This window comes from Sorangium sp. So ce385 (assembly GCF_051474135.1).
GTDB classification, from domain to species: Bacteria; Myxococcota_A; Polyangia; order Polyangiales; family Polyangiaceae; genus Sorangium; species Sorangium cellulosum_D.
Genome location: NZ_CP150337.1, coordinates 1,342,071 through 1,355,947 on the forward strand (window position 1 = coordinate 1,342,071; position 13,877 = coordinate 1,355,947).

Consider the following 13,877-nt stretch of genomic DNA (forward strand, 5'->3'; position numbering starts at 1 on the left):
AAGGCGTTGTGAGCGCGCGATGGCGGGGTATAGATGATCTAGGAAGCGACGAACGCTGAAGACAGGAGCGATCACCATGTCCACCGCGATGCCGATGACGACGACGAACTCCACGATGCCCACGACCGAGAAGACGTCGGGCGGATCAATGATGCCCAGCATGGGCACGGGCATGATGCCCGGCATGACGGGCATGGGCATGCCGATGATGCCCAACACGATGGGCATGGGCATGATGCCCAACATGATGGGCATGGGCATGCCGATGATGTCCAACATGATGGGCATGGGCATGCCGATGATGCCCAACATGATGGGCATGGGCATGCCGATGATGCCCAACATGATGGGCATGGGCATGCCGATGATGTCCAACATGATGGGCATGGGCATGATGCCCAACATGATGGGCATGGGTATGCCGATGATGCCCAACATGATGGGCATGGGCATGATGCCCAACATGATGGGCATGGGTATGCCGATGATGCCCAACATGATGGGCATGGGCATGATGCCCAACATGATGGGCATGGGCATGATGCCCAACATGATGGGCGCGCGCATGCCGATGATGTGTAAGATGTCCTGCGAGATGACCAAGGACGGGATGACCTGCAAGATGATGCCGGCCGAAGGCATGTCGATGGACATGATGAAGGACTGCTGCGACTCGATGACGAGGATGATGTCGGCCGGCATGCCCATGATGATGATGTGCGGCGGCATGCCGATGATGATGTGCATGCCCACCATGACCAAGTAGCCTGCACCGGCTACCTGGAGCGAAGAACGCCGGCGCTCGCCGGCGTTCTTCGTTTCCGCTCCCCGAATCCTCTCCTCAGCACGCGGGCCCGACGAGCTCGAGCGGCCGAGCGCGCGACACGTCCCAACACTCGTGGATCATCGTTCGGGTCGCCAGCCGCGAGCCCGTGGACCGGCGACGATCGTCCGAACGTGCTCTGCGAGCACCCGATCGTGCGCGACGGCGGCTCGCGCAGGACGCACCCATGGCGAGCATCCGGGCGGGCCCGCCGGCGAGCGGGCGCCCGCCGTCGACTGCGGGTGCGCCAATGGAGGATATTGTATGCGCGACGTCTCGATCATCGGTCTGGGTCTCATGGGTTGCGAGCTCGCTCGGGCGCTGCTCCGCGGCGGCTTCCGGGTCACCGTCTGGAACCGGACGAGCGCGAAGGCTGAGCCGCTCGTCGCGGAGGGAGCGGCGCTCGCGCCGAGCGTCGCGGCTGCGGTCCAGGCGAGCGCGGTCGTCATCGTCTGCGTCACCGACTACCAGGCGACGTACCACGCGCTGGCGTCGGAGGACGTGACCTCCGCCCTCGCCGGCAAGGTGCTCATCCAGCTGAGCACGGGGAGCCCGGACGAGGCCCGCGAGGGCGAGGCATGGGCGAAGCAGCGGGGGATCGAGTACCTCGACGGAGCCATCCTGGCGATCCCGAACCAGATAGGGAAGCCCGAGAGCGCCATCCTCGTCTCGGGGGCGGAGTCGGCGTACCGGAAGAGCAAGGCGCTCCTCGAGAGCATGGCCGGGACCGTGACGTACCTCGGGGGGCAGGTCGGCGGGGCGTCCGCGCTGGACCTCGCGTTCCTCTCGTACCTGTTCGCGGGCCTCGTGGGCTTCTACCACGGCGCTCGCATCTGCGAGGTCGAGGGCCTCCGCGTGGACCATTTCGGAGCCATGATGGCCGGCGCCGCTCCGGCCATCGGCGGGATGGTCAGGCGAGGTGGCGACGCCATCCACGCCGGAGACTACGAGAACCCCGAGGCATCGCTGGAGATCTGCGCGAAGTCGATGGACCTCCTCTTGCGCCAGGCGAGGGCAGCGGGGATCGACGACGAGCTCCCGGCGTTCGTCGCGGGGCTCTTCAGGAGGGGAGTGGCGGCAGGCTACGGGAGCGAAGCGCCGGCCGCGCTCGTCAAGGTGCTTCGCGCGGGTGCCTGACGCGCTGAAACGGTTCGACGGTTCGGTTCATCACGCTGACGAACAGCGGTTCAGCGCCGACCAGCCTGTCGTGGATGGCCCGCGGCGCACGGTCGATCGAACGGATGCGCGCGGGTACAATAGCGAGGAGGGATGCCGACGATGCCGAAGACAATGAGGTTGATCTGGGGAGCTCTCGTGGCGCTGGGCTCGATCCTGGGCGGGTGCAGCGACGAGGCGACGCCGCCAGCAGATGCCGGCGGCGCGGGCGGCGGCGCAGGCGCGGAAGGCGGCGCGGGCGCGGAAGGCGGCGCGGGCGCCGGAGGCGATGCGGGCGCGGGAGGAGATGCGGGCGCGGGAGGCGGCGCGGGCGGGGGAGAGGGGGGATACGAGCTGGCGGGCGCATACCCTGCGAGCGGCGGGGACAAGGCGCGCCTCGTGGCCGTCGGCGACCTCGACGGCGACGGCGCGAACGACGTGGTCCTGGCGGGCGTCGAGGGCGCGTCCGCCGTGGCGCTGCGCAACAAGGGCGACGGCGCGCTCGAGCCCGTCGACACGATCGAGCTCGGCGGCGCCCCCTCGGGCGTCTTCCTGGCCGCGATCGATGCCGACCCGGTCCTCGACCTGGTGACCATCAGAAGCTGCGACGCCTTTCCGTGCGCCGCGGTGGAGGTCTACCCGGGGCTGGGCGACGGGACGTTCGATGCCCCGGTCGTGGCGCTGGAGGTGCCCGAGGACGGGCTCCACGAGCCCATGATGGCGCACGCCGCGCTGGGCGATCTCGACGGCGACGGGCGCGCCGAGATCTACGCCTCCCAGAGCTCCGAGCTGGACGCCTGGCTGATCCGGCGGGGCGAAGACGGCAGCTTCACCAGCGAGAGCGTGCGCGCGCTCGACGCGCCGGCGCTCGTCGACCTCGACGGCGACGGCGAGCTCGACCTGGCGGGCGGGGCGCAGGACGCGGATCTGTCCTCCACCGTGGTGATCCGCAACGAGGGGGACGGGTCGTTCCCCACGCCCGTGTCGGTGGCGGACACCGGGGCCTCCGCCGTCGCGACAGGCGATCTGAACGCGGACGGCAATCAGGACCTGGTCGCGGTGAACTACGCGTCGCTCTCGCTGCTGCTCGGCGCGGGCGACGCGGCGACCTTTTCGAAGGAAGATTGGATGTTCGAGGCGCCCCTCCTGTCGCCGGTGGTGACCGACGTCGACGGCGATGGGGAGCGCGACGACGTGCTGGTCCTCCAGGGGGACAGCGTGACCGTGTTGATCGGCGAGGGCGACATGTTCCGCCCCGCGCCCGCGATCCAGGTCGGCTCCGAGCTGCTCTCGCTCGCCATGGCCGACATGAACGGCGACGCGCGCCCCGACCTCCTGGTCACCCGGGGCGAGACCGGCGATCTGGCAGTCCTGCTCTGGACTCCTTGATCGCCCGGCGCGGCGCCTTCGAGCGCTGTGACCCGAGGTTCGCTTCGACCTCTCGCGCCTCTCTCACTCCTTGGCCGGCGACGTCATCTCGGTGGTCTGGTCCAGGGCCTCGGCGATCTCGGGCAGGATGCCGAGCCGCACGTAGATCGGCCGGGTGAGCCGCCGCAGCTCCGGCAGCTTGCGCACGAACACGCCGACCGCGGCGAGCGTCGCGACGCCGCCCCACAGCACGGTCGCCGGCGCGCCGATGCGGCCGCCCAGCCAGCCGGCGATCAGGCTGCCGAACGGGGCCATGCCGAAGAAGGCCATCGTGTAGAAGCTCATGACGCGGCCGCGCTTGTCCTCCTCGACGATCGTCTGGAGGAGCGTGTTGCTGGCCGCCATCTGCACCATCATGCCGCCGCCGATGATCGCCAGCAGCGGCGCCGACAGCCACACCGAGCGCGAGAGCGAGAACCCCACGAGGCCCAGGCCGAACAGCGCGCCGGCGATCCACAGCGCGCGCCCGAGCCCGAGGACGCTCCGCCGCGAGGCGAGCCAGAGCGCCCCGGCGACCGCGCCGACCCCCGACGCCGCCATGAGCAGCCCGAGCGTGTGCGCGCCCCCGTGCAGCACCTCGCCCGCGAACACGGGCATCAGGATCGTGTAAGGCATGCCGGTCAGGCTCACCAGGGCGAGCAGCAGCAGGATCGCGCGGATGGGCGCGAAGGAGGACACGTAACGGAACCCCTCGCGCAGGTCGGCGAGGACGTCGCCGCGCTTGGCCGCGCGCTGCGCCGGGCGGGCGATGCGCATCGCGAGGAGCGAGGCGATGACGGCGAGGTAGCTGATGGCGTCGATGGCGAAGCACCAGCCTTCGCCCACGGCGGCGATGAGCACGCCGGCGATCGAGGGGCCGAGCAGCCGAGCGCCGTTGACCATCGAGGAGTTCAGCGCGATGGCGTTGGAGAGGTCCTCGCGCGCCTCCACCATCTGGACGACGAACGCCTGCCGCGCCGGGGTGTCGAAGGCGTTGATCACCCCCTGGAACGCGGCCAGGGAGAGGACGTGCCACACGGTGATGGTGCCCGTGAGCGCGAAGGCGGCGAGCAGCGCCGATTGCACCATCGCCAGCACCTGCGTGATCACGAGGACGCGGTGGCGATCCCAGCGATCGACGAGGACGCCGGCGATCGGGGCGATGAGGAACGTGGGTATCTGGCCGGCGAACCCGACGAAGCCGAGGAGCAGCGCGGAGTTCGTGAGGCGGTAGACGAGCCAGCTCGTGGCGACGCGCGTCAGCCACGTGCCGATGAGCGACGCGCCCTGACCGAAGAAGAAGAGGCGGTAATTGCGGTGCCGGAGCGCGCGCCCCATCACGGCGAGCGTCGAGTCGTTGGGAGCCGTGCGCGGGGGTGAAGTCACGAAGCGTGAGCCTAGCATCGGGGCGCGGCGCGGCGCCGGCCCGGGCGGCCGCGGGCGCCCGTGGCAGCGCAATTTCGTTGCCCGGGTGCAGCACCTCGCGGCTGCCGGTCGCCCGGCGCCGCGGAGCGCACGTGCGGGCGGATCCGTGGTACGGCGAGCCGCGTCCAGCGCGGGCGGCTGCTAGGATGCGGAAGGGCCGGGCTGGCGGCGCTCGTCTCGAGGTCATCCATGGTCATCGCGCGATTCCTGGGTTGCGCGCTCGCGGCGGCGGCGCTGGCGGGCTGCAGCGAGCCTGATCCCATCGTCGAAGTTCGCTACGGTGCTTACGAGGGCGACCCCTATCCGAACCGGCGTCCGGAGATCGCGATCCCGGAGGGCGGAATGGGTGTGGTGACCGATAGCCTCTCCGATACGATCTCCCTCATCGCGCTCGAGACCGGGGAGCGGTTCGGCGTCCGCCCCGTGGGCCGCGAGCCCGTGACGATCGACGGGCCTCACCGCGTGGCCGTGGACGCCGCGGGCGGCGCGCTCTACATCGCGCTGTCGTACCCCGACACCGCCGGATCGAGCGGCCCCCACGCGGTGCACGGCGGGAGCGCGGTGGCCGGCTATGTCCAGAAGCTCGCGCTCGACGACCTGCGCATCCTCGGGCAGGTGCGCGTCGAGGCCAACCCGGGCGACATCGCGATCTCGGAGGACGGCGGGCGCGTGGTGGTCTCTCATTTCGATCTCAAGCGCGCGCTCGACAACCCGGACGACCTCGAGGCGGCGCGCTCCTCGCTCGCGGTCGTGGATCCCGACGCGGTCTTGCCCCATGGCTCGGCCGCGCCGACGCGCATCCCGGTCTGCAAGGCCGCGAACGGGATCGCCCTCTCGCGGCCGGACGGCGCTCGGGCCTATGTGGCCTGTTATGGCGACGACGCCCTCGCGATCGTCGACCTGACGGACCCGGACGCCGAGGTGAAGCTCGTCCCTGTCGGGCCGCCGCTCTCGTCCGACGCCCACGCGTCGTCCTACGGGCCCTACGCCGCCGTCATGTCGCCCGATCAGAAGACCATCGCCGTGAGCAACACGGACAGCAGGGAAGTGCGCTTCTTCGATGTCGCGTCGGAGACGTTCGACGAGGAAAGGACGATCCTCACGATCGGCGCGCCCTATTTCGCCGCGTGGACCCCTGACGGGAGCGCCATCTACGTGCCGACGCAGGTGCCCGACACGATCGCGCGGATCGGCATGACCGCGGACGACCGCGGCGCCGTCTCCCGGAACATCAGCGAGGCGTGCTTCAGGCCGCACCTCGCGGCGCTCGACGAGGAGCACGGGCTCTTCATCGTCTGCGAGGGCGACCAGACCACGACGCCGGGCAAGGTGCTCCGGCTCGATCCCGAGACGCTGGAGACGCGCAGCGAGGCCGAGGTGGGCCTCTTTCCCGACGCGTTCGCGCGCGTCGCGGCGGGGGCGCGATGAGGGCCCGACGTCGCCGCCGGCGACACGGGCAGCTGGCTGATCGGCTCGGGACGTGAAAATCGTCTTGTATAACGTCATGGCTTCCGTTATAGCGGACGCATGTCTCTTTGCCTCGTCGCCGCGCGGACGTTCGGTTCTCACCTAGGGGCCAGAGGCGCGTGTCGTCGAACGAGCTGTAGTTAGCCGCATACGCCGTGGCGCGAGCTGCGGCGCGGAGAACAGCGAGGCAGCGCGCCCGTGTCCACGGCGACGCGCCACGCTGTCGTTCGTCGTGACGGCCGAGCCACGCGGCTCATCGCCGTCAGCGTCAGCCCTTCTCGTGGCGTGCCGGCCGAGCTTTCGCCGGCGCGCGGAACGAGGCGTCCCTCCAGGACGGCGGCGGGTGCTCGCTTCCGACGGCGATCGGCTCCGGCATGCGGCGCTTTCAGCACTCCTGAGGAGACAGGTATGAAGCGGTTCTTCGGACGTCATAAATGGATTGGTTCGGCGCTCGCGAGCGGGCCCTGGTTGCTCGCCATGCTGGTCGGCCCGATCGGCTGCGGGAGCGACGACGACGCGGGCAACGGTGGCAGCGCCAGTCAGGCCAGCAGCTCGAGCGGCGGGACGGGCAGCGCGGGCGGCGGGACGGGCGGCGCGGGCGGCGGGACGGGCGGCGCGGGCGGCGGTACGGGCGGCGCGGGCGGCGACGGCGGCGGGACGGGCGGTACGGGCGGCGCGGGCGGCGGTACGGGCGGCGCGGGCGGCGGTACGGGCGGCGCGGGCGGCGCGGGCGGCGCGGGCGGCGGGACGGGCGGCGCGGGCGGCGGGACGGGCGGCGCTGGCGGCGCGGGCGGCGGTACGGGCGGCGCGGGCGGCGGGACGGGCGGCGCTGGCGGCGAGACGGGCGGCGCGGGCGGCGGGACGGGCGGCGGCGCCGCCGCGGGCTCGGGCGGCGCTGGCGGCGAAGGCGGCACCGCGGGCTCGGGCGGCGCCGGCGGGGAAGGCGGCGCGGGCGGAGGCGGCACCGGCGCCGAGCTGCCCAACATCGTCACCATCGTGGCCGACGATCTGGGCTTCTCGGACCTCGGCGCGTTCGGCGGCGAGATCAGCACCCCGAACCTCGACACGCTCGCCGCCGAAGGCCGCATCCTCACCGGGCACCGCTCCGGATCGCTGTGCGCGCCGACCCGCGCGATGCTGGTCTCCGGCACCGACAGCCACTCGGTCGGGCTGGGTCGCATGGGCGGTGGTACCGGCCCGCAAGCAGGGCAGCCCGGCTACGAGGGCTACCTGACCGACAACGCGCTGTCCGTCGCCGAGATCCTGAGAGACGCCGGTTACCACACGTACATCGCCGGCAAGTGGCACCTCGGCGACGACGAGGATCAGAGCCCGCCGGCGCGCGGCTTCGAGAAATCGTACGTCCTGCTCGGCGGCGTGGCGGCGTTCTTCAACGAGTACGCCGACCCGCCGACGACCGCGCAGACGCGGCTCTATCGCGAGGACGGCGTGTACACGCAGCCGCCGCGCGGCTTCTACGCGACCGAGCTCTACACGGACAAGCTCATCCAGTACATCGAGAGCAACCGCGCCGACGGCAAGCCGTTCTTCGCGTTCGCGACGTACACCGCGCCGCACTGGCCGCTCCAGGCTCCGCCCGAGTACATCGACAGGTACCGCGGCCGCTACGACGCGGGCTACGACGCCATCCGCGCGCAGCGCCTCGCGCGGCTCAAGAGCCGCGGCATCATCCCCGAATCGTTCACGCCGAACCCGCGCTTGCCGAGCGACGGCACGAGCCCGAAGACCTGGGAGCAGCTGACGCCGGAGGAGAGGACCTACGAGGCGCGGCGCATGGAGATCTACGCCGCCATGGTCGAGAACCTCGACGCCAACATCGGCAGGTTGATCCAGTACCTCAAGCGCGTGGGCGAGTACGAGAACACCTTCATCTTCTTCCAGTCCGACAACGGCGCGGAAGGCGGCAATCGCGAGGGCTTCGCCGCGAACGACCCGAGCCGCTCCGGAGAGGTGGTGAACACGCTCGAGAACCTGGGTCGACCGGGCTCGTACATCGGCGTCGGACCCCGCTGGGCCGAGGTGAGCGCCACGCCGTTCCGGCTGTGGAAGAGCTACACGACCGAAGGCGGCGTCGCCGTTCCGGCCATCGCGCGCCTGCCGGGACAGCACCACGCGAAGCCGCAGTTCGACGGGACCACGCACGTGGTCGATTTCCTGCCGACCGTGCTCGAGCTGGCCGGCCTGCCCAATCCGGGGAGCACCTACAAGGGCAGGGACGTCGAGCCGATCAGCGGGCATTCGATCCTGCCGGTGCTCGACGATCGGGCGACCGCCGTGCGCGCGCCCGGTGAGACGTTGATCTGGGAGCACGGCAACCACCGCTACGTGATCCGCGACAACTGGAAGCTCCTGTGGCTCGGCGCGCCCTACGGCCCGACGCCGCGCGCCTGGACGCTGTACGATCTGGCCACCGACCGCGGCGAGATCAACGACGTGTCCGCGGCGCATCCGGAGCTGACGGCCGAGCTCGCCGCGGCGTGGACGCAGTACGCCACGGACCGCGGCGTCATCCTCACCGAGTAACCGCGCACCGCGCCGCGCGCGAGACCCGGGCGTCCCTGCGCGACCCGGGTCCCGCGGCGGCGCTCGCCTCCGCTCCGCCCATGGCTGATCCCCGACCCGTTCGCTGGTGGTCCATCGCCGCCCTGACCCTGGCGCTCGCCGGGATCGTGGTCTGGCGCGCGCCCGCGCGCCCATCCTCGCTCACGCCAGCCGACGCCTCCACCGCGAACGCTCCGGGAGCGACGCCCGGGGCGGCGCACGGCGACGCCGCGGACGCCTCGTCGGCTCCGGTGCAGCCGGTGAGCTCGGCGGAGCGCGCAGCGGCCGGCTTCGTCGGCAGCGACCGCTGCGCGCCCTGTCACGCCGCAGAGCACGCCGCGTGGCAGGGCTCGCAGCACGCGCGGGCCATGCAGCACGCGAGCGCCGCCACCGTGCTCGGGGACTTCGAGGGGGCGCGCCTGCGCTACGCCGGGCAGGTCCACCGCTTCGATCGCCAGGACGGCAAATACTGGGTCACCACCGACGGCCCCGATGGCCAGCTGCACCGTTACGAGGTGCTGTACACCTTCGGCGTCGAGCCGCTCCAGCAGTACCTCGTCGCCGGCCCGGGCGGACGCTTGCAGGCGCTGCCGTTCGCGTGGGACGCGCGCCCCCGAGCGCGCGGCGGGCAGCGCTGGTACCACCTGCACGAGCGCGACAGCGTGCGCGCGGGCGACGTGCTGCACTGGACCGCCGCCAGCCAGAACTGGAACCACATGTGCGCCGAGTGCCACTCGACGCACGTCACGAAAGGGTACGACGCGGCCGCGGACCGCTTCACCACCACCTGGTCGGAGATCAGCGTCGGGTGCGAAGGCTGCCACGGCGGCGGCGCGCGCCACCTCGACTGGGCCGAGGCGCGGACGCCGGACCCCTCGAAGGGCCTCGACGTGCGCTTCGACGAGCGCCGGAACGCCACGTGGACGCGGCTGCCCAGCGGCACCGCGCGGCGCGACAAGGGCCCCTCGAGCGGCACCGAGAGCGCCGCGTGCGCGCTCTGCCACAGCCGCCGCGAGAGCCTCTCGCAGCCGTTCCGGCACGGCGCCCCGCTGCTCGACAGCGTCGCGATCGAGCTGCTGACCGCGCCCTTCACCACGCCCGACGGCGTGATGAGCGACGAGGTCTTCACCTACGGCTCGTTCCAGCAGAGCAAGATGGCGAACGCCGGCGTGACGTGCAGCGACTGCCACGAGCCGCACGCCGGCCGCCTGCGCGCCGAGGGCAACGGCGTGTGCGCGTCCTGCCACGATCCGGCGCGCTTCGATGTCCCCGAGCATCATCACCACCGCGCCGCGAACGCCGCCGCCGCGCCCGGCGCGCCCGCCGCTCCGCGCTGCGTCGATTGCCACATGCCGGCGCGCACGTACATGGGCGTCGACGTCCGCCACGATCACGGCTTCCGCGTGCCTCGGCCGGATCTCTCGGCCCGCCTCGGGATCCCGGACACATGCACCGACTGCCACGCGCAAAAGCCCGCGAGCTGGGCCGCCGACGCGGTGCGAGCCTGGCTCGGCCGCCCGGCGCAGGGCTATCAGGGTTACGCCGAGGTCTTCGCGCGCGCGCGCACCGCGCCCGGCGACCCGGCCGTCGCCGCCGCGCTCCAGCGGCTCGCGGAGGACCGCGCCGTCCCCGCCATCGCGCGCGCCACCGCGCTCGCCTCGCTGCGCGCCGCCCCGACGGCCGCGTCGCTCGCCGTCCTCCGCGCCGCGCTCGCCGATCCCGACCCGCTGCTCCGGCGCGCCGCGCTCGGCGCGCTGGAGGGCTACGACCCTCGCCGCATCGCGGCCGTCGCCGCGCCGCTCCTCGCCGATCCGGTGCGCGGCGTGCGCGTCGAAGCCGCGCGCGTGCTCGCGGGCGTCGACCTCGGCGCCGTCTCCGAGCGCGCCGCGCAGCAGCTGGACGGCGCGCTGCGCGAGTACATCGCCACGCAGACCCTCAACGCCGATCGCGCCGAGGCCCAGAACAACCTGGGGCTCGTCTTCTCCCGCACCGGCGAGCCGCGCGACGCCGAGCAGGCCTACCTCGCCGCGCTCCGCATCGAGCCGGGCTACGTCCCCACCTACGTGAACCTCGCCGACCTCTATCGCGAGCTCGGCCGCGACGCGGACGGCGCCGCGCTGCTCCGGCGCGGCATCGCCCGCCTCCCCGACCAGGCCGAGCTGCTCCACGCGCTGGGCCTCGCCCTGGTCCGGCAAGGGCAGCGAGACCAGGCGCTCGAGCCGCTGAGGCGCGCCGCCGAGCTCGCGCCCGAGCAGGCGCGCTTCCAGACCGTCTACCAGGCCGCGCTGGCCGCCTTGCGGCCCTCCAGCCCGGCGCCTCACGCCCAGCCCTCGCTCTGGCGCCCGTGAGCTCTCCATCGCTCGCCCGCGCCGCTAGCGCGGCCGTCGGCGATGTGGGAGAGCGTCGGGCCCGCGGGATCCGCGACGCGTCCGGTGAGCATGGCCAATTACGTCTCGGTCTTCCTCGTGTCGCTGTCGGCGATCTTCTTCGTCGTGGATCCCATCGGCATCGTGCCGCTGTTCCTGACGATGACCGCCGGCGATCCCCCGGAGAAGGTGCGGCGCACGGCGCGGCGCGCGTGCGCCGTCGCCGGCGGGCTCATGCTCTTCTTCGCGCTCTTCGGCGGCGTCATCTTCAAGGTCTTCGGCGTCTCGCTGGCCGCGTTCCGCGTCGCGGGCGGCCTGCTGCTGCTCGTCACGGCGCTCGACATGCTGCGCGCCCGCGCCTCGGCGACGCGCACCACCCCGTCCGAGCAGCAGGAGGGCATCGAGAAGGAGGACGTGGCGCTCGTGCCGCTCGCCATGCCGCTCCTGGCCGGGCCGGGCGCCATCGCCACGGTGATGGTGCTGATGGCGCGCGGGGGCAACGACCCCGTGGCCATGGCGCTGGTGCTCGCCAGCGTGGCCATCACCTTCGCGGCCTCCTACCTCGTGCTGCGCGGCGCCGGCTTCGTGCAGCGGGCGCTCAAGGCGTCCGGCGTGGCCGTGCTCGAGCGCGTCATGGGCCTCATCCTGGCCGCCATCGCCGTGCAGTTCATGGCCGACGGCGTGAAGGAGCTCTGGCGCGGGTGACGGCCGCGCCGCGCGCCGCGGCGTCGAGGATCACCTCGAGGGCTCCCCCGCGGAGCGGGAGCTCCGGAGCAGCTCGCCCCTCCGCTGCTCGTAGGCGGCCTCCGAGATGCAGCTCGTGAAGCAGCGCGTGTGGACGAACCGGCCGTCGCGCCGGAAGACGTTCGCGTTGATGAGCACGTGCTTCACGCTGCCGTCCTTGGCGCGCAGGCGGGCCGGGTAGGAGAGCAGCCGGCCGGCGCCCGCGAGGGCGCCCAGCACGTGGTCGATCACCTCCCTGTCGACATGGAATTCCGCGATATGCCGGTCGATGTACTCGTGGGGCGCGTAGCCGAGGAGCTCGAGCTCGAGCTTGTTCGCCCACAGGATCTTCCCGCCCGCGTCGACCAGGTGGACACCCAGAGAGGCGTTGTCCAAAAAATCCTGCCAGTCCTCGAAACGACTCTGTGCATGCATGGATCCAGCGGCGCAGTCTGCCAGTCCCGGCGCGACCGACAAGGGTGGCGTCGGCCGGGGCGAGCGGTGGAGTCCGCGCCGCGAGGGCGGCGGTCGGCCGAGCCCGCGCGCGCCCTTCGGCTCGGCCCGGCCGGCGGGCGGCTACGCGGCCCGGCCGTCGCGGCGCGCGCCGGGCGCCCCGCGGAAGACGTGCGCGTGGGCGCGCGCGAGATCGCGGAAGGCGCGCGGCGCGCGGCCGGTCACGCGCTGCACCGTGTCGGTGACGCGGTCCTCGGCCCCGTCGCGGATGGCGAGGTCGAGCCGCGCGAGGAACGCGGCGTACGGCTCGGGCATCCCCGCGTTCACGAGGTGCGCGCGGGCGGCGCCCTCGTCGGCGCGGACGTGGCGTATCGGCCGGCCGGCGACCTCGGACAGGATGGCCGCCACGTCGTCGTGGCTGAGCGCCTCCGGACCGGTGATGACGTGCGCGGCGTCGTGGGGCGCCTCGTCGAGGAGCGCGCGCGCGGCGACCTCCGCGATGTCCTCGGCGTCGACGAAGCCGACGCGGCCGTCGCCGGTCGCGGTCGTGATCTCGCCGGGCCCGACGATCCCCGCCCAGCGCGCGTGGCGCGGGTCGACGAAGTTCTGCATGAACCACGACGGCTGGAGCACGGTCCACTCCGGCGCGCGCTCGCGGAGCGCGCGGTGGACGAGGCCGAGGCCGGCGCTCCCCTCCGGCACGACCGAGGCGCTGAGCAGCACGAGGCGGCGCACGCCGCCCGCGAGCGCGCGCTCGACGAAGGGCAGCATGAGCGTCGAGGGGTCCTCGACCAGCGCGGGCGCCAGGAGGTACGCGCGGTCGACGCCGCGGAGCGCCTCCGCGTGCGTCGCCGGGTCGGCCCAGTCGAAGCGCGCGTGCTCCACGCCCTCGCGGCCGGCGGGCGCCGTCCGGCTCGCGACGCGGACGCGCGCGCCGGCGGCCTCGAGCCGCGCGGCGAGCGCCCGCCCGGTGGTGCCCGTCCCGCCGATGACGAGGACGCGCGGCCCGCCGCTCCCTGCGCGCGCGCTCACGACGCCCCCTCGCGACGCGCGGCGACCTCGCCGAAGGCCTCGGCGACGGGCGCCGGGTTCCAGTACTCGCGGTACCGCACGACCTTGCCGTCGCGCGTGGCGACGACCATCACGTAGTCCTGCTCGTAGCGTTTGCCGCCCGGCAGGATGATCGCCGAGCCGTGCACCTCGGCGAGCGCGACGTCCGGATCGGTCGTCCGATACCGCCGCACGTCCCGCAACGACAGGTCGCGAAAGCGCTCGATGGTGCCCTGGAAATGGCGCCGGATGGCCGCTTTGCCCTCGAATCGGCCCGGCACGCCGAGCGCGGTCGCATAGGGGAACTCCACGATGGCGTCGTCGGCGAAGAGGGCGAGCCATCCCTCGATGTCGCGGACGATGAGGTCGAGAAGAGCGTCGAGCGCCTGCGCGGCGTCGAGCGGGCGTGAATGCGGCAGAGGCTGAGTCATACAAGGCCCTTTCGT

At 72.6% G+C, this 13,877-nt stretch carries 11 protein-coding genes; 7 read left to right on the plus strand and 4 right to left on the minus strand.

What is annotated here, in order from left to right; translation table 11 throughout:
* Nucleotides 1-76: 76 nt before the first annotated feature.
* The 3 genes from WME83_RS05030 to WME83_RS05040 all read left to right on the plus strand — a co-directional run bounded on the left by WME83_RS05030 (nt 77) and on the right by WME83_RS05040 (nt 3,367).
* Nucleotides 77-766 carry a hypothetical protein gene (locus tag WME83_RS05030; protein ID WP_437318113.1) on the plus strand — a complete coding sequence of 230 codons (690 nt, stop codon included), beginning with the start codon at nt 77-79 and terminating at the stop codon, nt 764-766.
* A gap of 321 nt (nt 767-1,087) precedes the next feature.
* On the plus strand, nt 1,088-1,960 hold the full coding sequence (locus tag WME83_RS05035) for an NAD(P)-dependent oxidoreductase (protein WP_437318114.1): 873 nt from the start codon (nt 1,088-1,090) through the stop codon (nt 1,958-1,960).
* A gap of 141 nt (nt 1,961-2,101) precedes the next feature.
* Entirely contained in the window at nt 2,102-3,367 is a 1,266-nt protein-coding gene (locus tag WME83_RS05040) for an FG-GAP repeat domain-containing protein (RefSeq protein WP_437318115.1), read from the plus strand.
* A 63-nt stretch (nt 3,368-3,430) separates the two neighbouring features.
* Here the strand turns inward: WME83_RS05040 and WME83_RS05045 are convergent, their stop codons facing one another.
* Nucleotides 3,431-4,723 carry an MFS transporter gene (locus WME83_RS05045; RefSeq protein ID WP_437321963.1) on the minus strand — a complete coding sequence of 431 codons (1,293 nt, stop codon included), beginning with the start codon at nt 4,721-4,723 and terminating at the stop codon, nt 3,431-3,433.
* Nucleotides 4,724-4,999: 276 nt separating this feature from the next.
* On the opposite strand from WME83_RS05045, the gene WME83_RS05050 reads away from it, so the two are divergent.
* From WME83_RS05050 to WME83_RS05065, 4 genes are all read left to right on the plus strand, one after another.
* Entirely contained in the window at nt 5,000-6,238 is a 1,239-nt protein-coding gene (locus tag WME83_RS05050) for a YncE family protein (RefSeq protein WP_437318116.1), read from the plus strand.
* Nucleotides 6,239-6,685: 447 nt separating this feature from the next.
* Nucleotides 6,686-8,821 carry an arylsulfatase gene (locus tag WME83_RS05055; RefSeq protein ID WP_437318117.1) on the plus strand — a complete coding sequence of 712 codons (2,136 nt, stop codon included), beginning with the start codon at nt 6,686-6,688 and terminating at the stop codon, nt 8,819-8,821.
* Between the two features lie 80 nt (nt 8,822-8,901).
* A complete protein-coding gene (locus tag WME83_RS05060) occupies nt 8,902-11,187 on the plus strand; it encodes a multiheme c-type cytochrome (protein ID WP_437318118.1) in 2,286 nt (761 codons plus the stop codon).
* A 90-nt stretch (nt 11,188-11,277) separates the two neighbouring features.
* Nucleotides 11,278-11,910 carry a MarC family protein gene (locus tag WME83_RS05065; protein ID WP_437318119.1) on the plus strand — a complete coding sequence of 211 codons (633 nt, stop codon included), beginning with the start codon at nt 11,278-11,280 and terminating at the stop codon, nt 11,908-11,910.
* 30 nt (nt 11,911-11,940) lie between these two features.
* Here WME83_RS05065 and WME83_RS05070 read toward each other — a convergent pair whose 3' ends face one another.
* The 3 genes from WME83_RS05070 to WME83_RS05080 form a co-directional block, all read right to left on the minus strand.
* Nucleotides 11,941-12,363 (minus strand): PAS domain-containing protein, encoded by a 423-nt coding sequence (locus WME83_RS05070; RefSeq protein ID WP_437318120.1) that lies wholly within the window; start codon nt 12,361-12,363, stop codon nt 11,941-11,943.
* A gap of 141 nt (nt 12,364-12,504) precedes the next feature.
* The gene (locus WME83_RS05075) at nt 12,505-13,413 is read right to left on the minus strand and encodes an NmrA family NAD(P)-binding protein (protein ID WP_437318121.1); all 909 of its coding nucleotides are present in this window, start codon (nt 13,411-13,413) and stop codon (nt 12,505-12,507) included.
* Nucleotides 13,410-13,862 carry a nuclear transport factor 2 family protein gene (locus WME83_RS05080; protein ID WP_437318122.1) on the minus strand — a complete coding sequence of 151 codons (453 nt, stop codon included), beginning with the start codon at nt 13,860-13,862 and terminating at the stop codon, nt 13,410-13,412. The genes WME83_RS05075 and WME83_RS05080 overlap by 4 nt, the downstream gene beginning before the upstream one ends.
* Nucleotides 13,863-13,877: the final 15 nt, after the last annotated feature.

Coding starts and splice junctions, on each gene's coding strand:
- WME83_RS05030 (WP_437318113.1), top strand. CDS start 77: ATGTCCACCGCGATGCCGATGACGACGACGAACTCCACGATGCCCACG.
- WME83_RS05035 (WP_437318114.1), top strand. CDS start 1,088: ATGCGCGACGTCTCGATCATCGGTCTGGGTCTCATGGGTTGCGAGCTC.
- WME83_RS05040 (WP_437318115.1), top strand. CDS start 2,102: ATGCCGAAGACAATGAGGTTGATCTGGGGAGCTCTCGTGGCGCTGGGC.
- WME83_RS05045 (WP_437321963.1), bottom strand. CDS start 4,723: ATGGGGCGCGCGCTCCGGCACCGCAATTACCGCCTCTTCTTCTTCGGT.
- WME83_RS05050 (WP_437318116.1), top strand. CDS start 5,000: ATGGTCATCGCGCGATTCCTGGGTTGCGCGCTCGCGGCGGCGGCGCTG.
- WME83_RS05055 (WP_437318117.1), top strand. CDS start 6,686: ATGAAGCGGTTCTTCGGACGTCATAAATGGATTGGTTCGGCGCTCGCG.
- WME83_RS05060 (WP_437318118.1), top strand. CDS start 8,902: ATGGCTGATCCCCGACCCGTTCGCTGGTGGTCCATCGCCGCCCTGACC.
- WME83_RS05065 (WP_437318119.1), top strand. CDS start 11,278: ATGGCCAATTACGTCTCGGTCTTCCTCGTGTCGCTGTCGGCGATCTTC.
- WME83_RS05070 (WP_437318120.1), bottom strand. CDS start 12,363: ATGCATGCACAGAGTCGTTTCGAGGACTGGCAGGATTTTTTGGACAAC.
- WME83_RS05080 (WP_437318122.1), bottom strand. CDS start 13,862: ATGACTCAGCCTCTGCCGCATTCACGCCCGCTCGACGCCGCGCAGGCG.